This window comes from Pseudomonas sp. TJI-51, from assembly GCF_000190455.2.
In the GTDB taxonomy this organism is placed as follows: domain Bacteria; phylum Pseudomonadota; class Gammaproteobacteria; order Pseudomonadales; family Pseudomonadaceae; genus Aquipseudomonas; species Aquipseudomonas juntendi.
Genome location: NZ_AEWE02000027.1, coordinates 1 through 7,726, shown reverse-complemented (window position 1 = coordinate 7,726; position 7,726 = coordinate 1). Strand labels below are relative to the sequence as shown.

General features: G+C 64.7%; 11 protein-coding genes. 10 read left to right on the top strand and 1 reads right to left on the bottom strand.

What is annotated here, in order from left to right; all coding sequences use genetic code 11:
* The 3 genes from G1E_RS06565 to G1E_RS06555 all read left to right on the top strand — a co-directional run.
* A partial coding sequence (locus G1E_RS06565) for a type II secretion system protein GspD (RefSeq protein WP_047149709.1) occupies positions 1 to 920 on the top strand: 920 nt, incomplete at its 5' end.
* A gap of 60 nt (positions 921 to 980) precedes the next feature.
* Entirely contained in the window at positions 981 to 1,229 is a 249-nt protein-coding gene (locus G1E_RS06560) for a hypothetical protein (protein WP_009681251.1), read from the top strand.
* Positions 1,230 to 1,500: 271 nt separating this feature from the next.
* Positions 1,501 to 3,180 (top strand): hypothetical protein, encoded by a 1,680-nt coding sequence (locus G1E_RS06555; RefSeq protein ID WP_157050329.1) that lies wholly within the window; start codon positions 1,501 to 1,503, stop codon positions 3,178 to 3,180.
* On the opposite strand, the gene G1E_RS06550 is transcribed toward G1E_RS06555, so the two are convergent.
* Complete coding sequence (locus G1E_RS06550; protein WP_009687271.1) at positions 3,177 to 3,497, bottom strand: helix-turn-helix transcriptional regulator; 321 nt, start codon at positions 3,495 to 3,497, stop codon at positions 3,177 to 3,179. The two genes, G1E_RS06555 and G1E_RS06550, sit on opposite strands and share 4 nt — an antisense overlap.
* Positions 3,498 to 3,611: 114 nt before the next feature.
* Between G1E_RS06550 and G1E_RS06545 the strand changes: the two genes are divergently transcribed.
* The 7 genes from G1E_RS06545 to G1E_RS06515 all read left to right on the top strand — a co-directional run.
* A complete protein-coding gene (locus G1E_RS06545; protein WP_009681275.1) occupies positions 3,612 to 3,938 on the top strand; it encodes a hypothetical protein in 327 nt (108 codons plus the stop codon).
* Positions 3,938 to 4,174 (top strand): hypothetical protein, encoded by a 237-nt coding sequence (locus tag G1E_RS06540; protein WP_009681274.1) that lies wholly within the window; start codon positions 3,938 to 3,940, stop codon positions 4,172 to 4,174. Before G1E_RS06545 ends, G1E_RS06540 begins: the two co-directional genes overlap by 1 nt.
* A 47-nt stretch (positions 4,175 to 4,221) precedes the next feature.
* The gene (locus G1E_RS06535; RefSeq protein WP_009681273.1) at positions 4,222 to 4,440 is read left to right on the top strand and encodes a hypothetical protein; all 219 of its coding nucleotides are present in this window, start codon (positions 4,222 to 4,224) and stop codon (positions 4,438 to 4,440) included.
* Positions 4,441 to 4,637: 197 nt separating this feature from the next.
* Positions 4,638 to 5,999, top strand: coding sequence for a hypothetical protein (locus G1E_RS06530; RefSeq protein WP_009687272.1), 1,362 nt, complete (start codon positions 4,638 to 4,640; stop codon positions 5,997 to 5,999).
* 11 nt (positions 6,000 to 6,010) lie between these two features.
* On the top strand, positions 6,011 to 6,298 hold the full coding sequence (locus tag G1E_RS06525; protein WP_009681241.1) for a DUF2523 family protein: 288 nt from the start codon (positions 6,011 to 6,013) through the stop codon (positions 6,296 to 6,298).
* Positions 6,298 to 7,368, top strand: a complete 1,071-nt coding sequence (locus tag G1E_RS06520; RefSeq protein WP_009687273.1) for a zonular occludens toxin family protein — start codon at positions 6,298 to 6,300, stop codon at positions 7,366 to 7,368. Before G1E_RS06525 ends, G1E_RS06520 begins: the two co-directional genes overlap by 1 nt.
* Positions 7,365 to 7,726: hypothetical protein (locus tag G1E_RS06515; RefSeq protein WP_218186960.1), on the top strand; the 362-nt coding region annotated here is incomplete at its 3' end. The genes G1E_RS06520 and G1E_RS06515, both read left to right, overlap by 4 nt.

The following is a 7,726-nucleotide window of genomic DNA, read 5'->3' as shown; positions in this document are numbered from 1 at the left end:
CGCCGCCCCCGCCGCCTGGGGAGTACTTCCTCTACCGCCCGCTGTACCGCGACGTGGCCTATCTGTCCGAGACGCTGCAACCGCTGTTCGAAGGCCGTTTCGCGGTCAATCGCCAGGTGAGCGTTCCCGGCGCGACCCCTAGCCCGTTGTCCTCGCCCCAGGGTTCCGCCGCTTCCCTGGTGAGCCGCGACAGCGACCACCTGGTGTTCGTCGGCAGCAAGGCCGAGATCGAGAAGGTCAAGCTGCTGCTCCCGCAGATCGACATCGCGATGGGCGAAGTCATGGTGCGCGGCGTGGTCTACGAGGTGCAGACCGGCGACAGCAACGGCAGCGCGTTCTCCCTGGCTGCTTCGCTGCTCAAGGGCAAGCTCAACATCACGCTGGCCGGCAATCCCTTCGACAACCAGGTGTCGCTGTCCACCAGCGACTTCAGCGCCGTGCTCAGCGCCCTGTCGAGCGACAACCGCTTTCGCGTCGTCTCGCAGCCGTCGTTGCGCGTCCGTTCCGGTGCCGAAGCGACTTTCAGCGTCGGGGCCGAGGTGCCCGTCCTGGGTGCCGTGTCCTACGCCCAGGGTTCCGGTGAGCCGATCCAGTCGGTGCAGTACCGCGACTCCGGCGTGATCTTCAACCTGCGTCCCCAGGTGCGCGAATCCACCGTTGACCTGGTCGTCGATCAGCAGCTGTCGAACTTCGTCCAGACCACCACCGGCGTGAACAACTCGCCGACCCTGACCAAGCGGCAGCTCACCACCAGCGTGCAGATGCGCGACCGTGAGGTGATCCTGCTGGGCGGCCTGACCGAGGAGAAGACTTCCGACAACTCGACCGGCCTCTCCTTCCTGCCGAAGTTGTTTCGCAGCAATACCAGCGAGGCGAGCAATTCCGAAATCCTCCTGGTCATTCAGTTGACGAAACTCTAAAGCCGCATTGACGAAACATAAGAAACGTCAGATACTGGCCGCATCGATAGGGAGAGTTCCATGAAACAACTGACTTTCGCGGAAGCGAAAAAAGACTTCGACCGGGGACTGATCGCCGCCGCCTGGCTGGAACGTCAGCCGATGAGTGACGAATGGGTGCTGTTCTTCCGGTCGCAGCTCCGGGCCGAATCGACGATGGTCTTCGTCAGCACCCGCGAGCGCGAGGTTCGGCTATTCAAGAGCCTGCCCGCTGCCTTGAACATCCTGCGCGACATCGGTTTTCAGGCCGAACGCCTGGACGTCAAGTGACCCCCTTCCCTGGCGTTCAATCAAGCTGCCGCAGGGCGCCGGAACTTGTTCCGGTGTTCTGCGGGAGCCGACAAGCGAAGCGCGTCAGTGACGCACCTCGCATCGTTTAGGGGTTTTGACGTAGGATTCAGCCCGACCCAAAGGATTACGCCTTTCTTTCGCCAGGGCCGCCGATGAGACGGACTTTCGGCCAGGCAAAAGAAAAGGCCCGGTTGCCGCCGGGCCTTTGGGTTTCTTCAAGAACTCAACACGTGACAGTCGAGCGATTCGGATGGTAGACGAAGTAGCGACCAGCATCAACCGCGTCCCGACGCACGCGCGCACGCCCGCAGCGCGACAGCGCGAGGACGGGCGCGAGGGTGGCGGGCGTGGCCCGGCGCGGAGCGCCCTCGGTAATACTACGAAAATTACCGCAAAACCGGACGCCGCTCTTGATCTTCTTCCCTTTAAGAATCAAGGACTTAGGGAGCTTTGCGACCCTGAAACTGGTGAAATTTTCCGGTTCGTCCATGATGAAAAACGGCAGGAGTGGGTCAAGGAGTGGGACGCCGACGAGGCCCTGCTCGAGCGCTGGCTGTTGCAGCAGTACGCGCAGCGCCTGTTGAGCCGCCCGCAGTACTGGCAGGAACGCGAGAAGACCTTCGCCGCGCCCTATACCGACCTCCGGGCCAAGGTGGCCTACTGCGACCTGGAGCTGAACCGCCACCGGGGGCCGGGCGTGCCGGTCAAGGTGTCCAAGGTGCTCGCCACCGAGATCGGCCTGCCGGTCGTGCGTCACAAGCTGTACGGGATCGAGGGCACCGTGAACAAGTCGCCGAAGTTTCGCGTGGTGAGCTGCTACCGGCGCAAAGTGCCGGGCAAGCAGGCCGAGCTGTGGCAGCACCGCGAGAGCGGGGCGGTCAACTGGCATCAGGTCGCGGTCTGCGGCTCCGTGTGGACCTGCCCGATCTGCTCGGCCAAGATCAACCGCGCCCGCCGCGAGGAAATCGCCGACGCCTACAACGGCGTGGCCGGGATCGAGGGCAGCGCCTACATGCTGACCTTCACGATCAAGCACGGTATCGGCGACGAGCTGTCCGAGCTGCTGGCTAAGTTCAAGGAGGCCATGCAGCACCTGCAGAAGTCGCCCGCGTTCAAGGAAGTCACCCGTGCCCACCCGCTGAAGCGTCCGCAGGCAGGCTCCATGCCGTTCCTGGGCTATATCGGGCGGATCGCCAACCTCGAAGTCACCCACGGCAGCCGCAACGGCTGGCACCCCCACGAGCATCATCTGTGGTTCTTCCGCCGCGAGCTGACCGCGCAGGAAGTGGCATTGCTCCGCGATCGCCTGTTCGCGGCCTGGGCCGAGGCGTGCAAGGCGGTGGGCCTCCCGGCCCCGCTGAAAACCGTCAAGGTCGGCGGCTCGGTGCGCTACCTCGGCCTGGACGTGCGCAAGGCGCTGTCGGCTCAGGAGTACCTGACCAAGTTCAGCCAGTTCACCGGTGACGGCGAGCGCCGGGAACGCCGCTGGGGGCCGGAACACGAGCTGGCCGGCGCGCACGTCAAGGCCGCTCGCGCCAAGGGCGCAACGCCGTTCCAGTTGCTGTTCGAGGCCAGCCAGGGCGACAAGGCAGCGGGCCAGCGTTTCGCCGAGTTCGCCGAGGCGTTCCTCGGGCGGCATCAGCTCCAGTTCAGCCGCTCGCTCAAGGCGTTCCTGGCGACCCTGGAAAAGCCGGTGGTGGTGGATGACAGCGAGGCCGGTGACATGGCCCTCGCCGCCCGCAAGGAAGAGGACTCCGAGCTGCTGCTCGCGCTGTCCGATCATGAGTTTGACAAGGTGGTGCGCAACCGGGCGCAGTCTTTGGTGCTGCTGCTTGCCCGCCGGCATGGCCTCAAGGCGGTGGTGGACTACATCGCCGCGCTTCCGCCGTATCCGCCGGCCTACTTCGAGCGCCCCGATCCCGACGACTAGGCGCTGTCGGAGAAGTACTGGCGCCGGTCGTTCTCCCGCACCGTCTGCTCGTAGACCGACAGCCAGAATTCGGCCTCGGCGGGGTCCTGGTGGTACATCACGCCGCAGATCACGGCCATAGGGTTGACGTGCAGCAGCTCGGCCACCTTCACCGCCTGCTTGATGCTCATTTCGTGACGCCCGGCCTTTTGCAGGCTCACCGCTGCCTTGGTGACGCCGAGCAGCCGGGAAAGCTCGCCGTCGCTTTTGCACGCGTATTTCTGTTTCACCTGGTCGAGCCAGAAACCTGTCTCGCGCAGGCAATGTCGATTTGCCACTGTTTAACCCCCTTGACATGTCGATTGGTCGTCGCTAGGGTGCCGTTCAGCACCCTTAACGCGCCCAAGGGTAGCGTCTCAACCGACCGGGCGACAGCATCGAGGTACAGAAACATGGCTCAACGCGGACTGATTCTCAGCGCCGACAAGTGGGAGATGACCGACGAACGCACGGGCGAGCTGCGCCGTGGCGTCAGCATCTGGTTCGTCAACGATTACCGCGAGGACACCGCCCTGGCGGTCGGCATGAAACCGACCAAGGTCAGCGGGGAAATCGCCATGTTCGATCAACTGAAGTCGGCCAAGCTCCCCGCCGTCTTCGACCTCGACTACGGCTCGCGCCCGGGCAAGGACGGCAAGCCGACCTTGACGCTGCTCGGCGTGACCCACATCGCCGACATCGACGCTTTCTCCCAGCATTCGGCGAAGAAGGCCGGCTGATGGCTACCTGCGCCGTTCTGGACGCTAACGGCTTCGTCGTTGCCAGCCAGGAAACCACCTGCACCACGTACCTGCTGATCACTCCGAGCGAGTTCGCGGCGGTCGAGGCGGCAGCGGCGCCTTTCGATTACACCAACGCCTTCGCCTTCTGGTCGTTCGCCTTCGGCACCACGTTGCTGTTTTGGCTGACCGCTCGGGGCGCGGGGGCCGTACTGAACATGATTCGTCGCCGTTGACGATCAGCCGCCCCGGCCGGATGCCGGTTTGACCTGGAGAAGCACCCATGAAGCTGTTCAAGAAAGTTGCTGTTGTCACTGCCGCCGCCGGTTCCGCTGTCGCGGCTCAGGCGTCCTTCGCGGCTGTCGATCTGACCCCCGTCACTGGCGCATTCACCGCTGCCGACGTGGTGACCGGTGTCCTGGCCGTGGCCGGTACCCTGGCGGTGATCTACGTCACCATCAAGGCCGCTTCGACCGTCCTGGGCATGATTCGCGGTCGTTGATCCACCCCTGGGGCATCGCTTCGGCATGCCCCTTTTTTTCGTCCTGGCGATGATGAAACGGGCGTTTTGTCCTGCTGAATCGCCGAAACCATCGGAGCGGCCACCGTGACCACCAACGATGCCTGGTACCTGATGATGTTCGCCTTCGGCCTGCTCTGCGCCTGGGCGGTAATTACTGGCTTTGCGGACAACGACCTATGAAAAAGTTATTTCTGCTGTTCCTCGCCAAGAAGGCGATCCTGTTCGCCCTGCTGTTCACTCCGGTGTTCGCTTCCGCTGCTGCCTACTCGCCCGCCAAGGTGAGCGGGGCCGTCAGCGGCGTGCTCCAGGAGAAGATGGTCAGCCGCGGCTTTGCGGCCAACGATCCGCGCTTCGGGGCGACCGTCGCCGCCTCCGGCAATGTCATTGCGGCTTCTGCGGCTGCTAGCGCGGCGGCTATCGTTGTCGGTACGGTCACGGCGCCGGCCTGGGCGACTGCCGCCATCGCGGCCGGTGTCGGGGTCATCGTCGGCTATGCGGTCAATCTGGCGATCGACGGCATCACGTCCTGGCTGTTTGGCGAGGACTCGTCGCAGGTCAACGTGGTGACGGCCGAGGGTGGCGGCTCCGTTGGTGGTCCCCTTTACGTCGGCGGGCCGTTCTTCTCCACCCCCTATGCCTATGCGACTACGCCCGAGGGTGCCGCTTATGCCTCGTTTGCCGATGGTGTGACGGTTTCTAGCATCGACTGTCCGGCTGGCCCGTATTCCAACGGCCAGACCGTCATTTGCCACACCGTCAGCAATGCGTCCTGGTTGCCGCCGAACTGGGAAAGCGACATGAACGTCGTGTTCCAGGAGTCGGGTAGCCCCTACGGGTCGTCCACGGGTGTCTACAAGAGCGGCGTCGGCATGTATCCGGCCCCGCCTTCGGATTCCCCTTCCGGGCAGACCGGCGTCCTGCCGATCCAGACCGCTGTGGATCAGATCAGCGACACGGAGAAGGCCAAGCAACTCAACCCGGAACTGGTCGCCGCGCTGGCCAATCGCGCCTGGCAGGAAGCGTCGCAGATGCCCGGTTACGACGGTCTTCCGTACCAGTACAGCGACCCCATTACGGCTTCCGATGCTGCCCGCTGGCAGTCGGCCAACCCGGGCGCCTGGCCTTCGGTGGGTGATTTCGTGTCGCCGTTCCCGTCCGGCTCTCCGGGCACCTCGCCGTCGAGTCCGCCGTTCTCGCTGCCGGCTCCTGGTGAGGCGGTCACCCCGACCAACCCCTCCACCCAGCCGCAAATCAACCTGGGGTCAGATCCCGGCATTGGCGCCCCGACCCTGGAGGCCACCCCGACCGGTGCGCAGATCCTCGAACCGCTCACGCGTCTGTTCCCCGATCTGCGTAACTTCCAGGTGCCGGCCCATCAGGCCGAGTGCCCGCGCCCGACCTTCGACCTGGCGGTGATCGGCAAGCAGGTGCAGATGGAGGCGCATTGCACCATCTCCGAAGACGTGCGCGGTCCGCTCTACAACGCGAGCCTGCTCGCCTGGGTGCTTGCCGCCCTGTTCATCGTCCTGTCCGCCTGAGGTGATCGATCATGTTCGGCATTCTGCTTTCTGCTGGTAACGCCCTGCTGGGCTGGCTCGTCCGGGGCGTCCTGGTCAAGTTCGTGGTGTTCATTGCGCTGTACTGGATCGTCGCCGAGCTGGTGGCGGTGATGGCGGGCTGGCTGCCTTCGGGTTCCGGTCTGACCTCGGCCTTTGGCGGCATCTCGGCGGGCACCTGGTACTTCCTCGATCTGTTCGCGTTCTCCAGCGGCCTGCCCCTGCTGGTGTCTGCCTTCGTCACGCGCTTCCTGGTGCGCCGCATCCCGGTGATCGGCTGATGCCCATCAACGCCTATACGGGCCTGATGGGCAGCGGCAAGTCCTTCGAGTGCGTGTCGTCCGTCATCATCCCGGCGGTGGCCAAGGGCCGCCGGGTGGTCACCAATGTCGACGGCATCGATTCCGACGCGATCCGCGCCTACGTCCACGAGAAGCAGGGCATGGCGCTGGATCGCCTCGGCGAGGTGGTGCACTGCTCCAATGACGATGTGTTCAAGCCGGAATTCCTGCCGCACGGCACGGACGTGGACACCTTCTGCCAGCCGGGCGACCTGATCTGCATCGACGAGGCCTGGCGCTTCTGGGGGTCGGATTCGAAGATTTGCACCGAGCACCGCATCTTCTTCCGCGAGCATCGCCACTACGTCCACGCCGACACCAAGGTCAGCTGCGACCTGGTGCTGATGGTCCAGGACATCGGCGATCTGCACCGTATCCTCAAGACGGTCGTCGAACTGAGTTTTCGCACGACCAAGATCAAGTCGCTCGGCCTGAACAGGACGTACCGGGTCGAGATGTGGGAGGGCTGGAAACAGACCAGCAAGGCCCGCGTCTCGGTGCAGGTCAAGAAGTACGACGCGCTGATCTTCCCGCTGTACAGCTCGTACACCGGCGGTCAGGGGAAGGAGCTGCAGGTCGATGACCGGCAGAACATCCTCAAGAATCCCAAGCTCTGGCTGTTTGCCGTTGTCCTGCTCGGTGGCGGCGCTTTCAGCCTGTGGGGCGTCTTCCACTTCTTCAACCGTGAGGTGGCCCCGCCCACCAGTGCGGCGACTACGCCCGCCGCCTCGGCCCCTGCTCCCGGTTCGCCCGGTTCAGCTGCTAAGACCGTCCCGGCCGGGCCGACCTACAGCGCGACGTGGCGCATCGCCGGGCATGTCGTCGCCGACGGCGTTCGCCAGGTCGTGTTGATCGGCCCCGATGGCGTCATCCGCTACGAGCACCCGAGCAACTTCCAGAACGCCGGCCGGGTGATGGTCGGCGACCTGGACGGCCAGCGCGTCAGCACGTTCAGCGGGGCCAGCACTGCCCCCCGCTCCCCTGTTCCCCTACCTGGTACTGCCCCATGAGCCGAATCGTTTGTTTGTTTGTTTGTTTGTTCGTTTCGTCCGTGGCCAGTGCCGCGACGCCGCCTTACCAGTTCGACCTGAACGGCGTGCCGCTCGGCCAGGTGGCGACGATCTTCTATGCGGACGCCTTCAAGCGCCCGTACATCCTCGCCCCCGAGGTGCTCCAGGATCAGCGCCTGGTGTCGCTCCGGGTCGAGGGCAGCGCCGACCAGGTGCGCCGCGAGTTCGTCCGGCTGCTCGATGCCTTCGGCTACACCGTCAGCCGTCGTGACGGCCTCGATCACGTCGCGCCGAAGAAGACGCCGCCCCCGCCGCCTGGGGAGTACTTCCTCTACCGCCCGCTGTACCGCCGACTGGG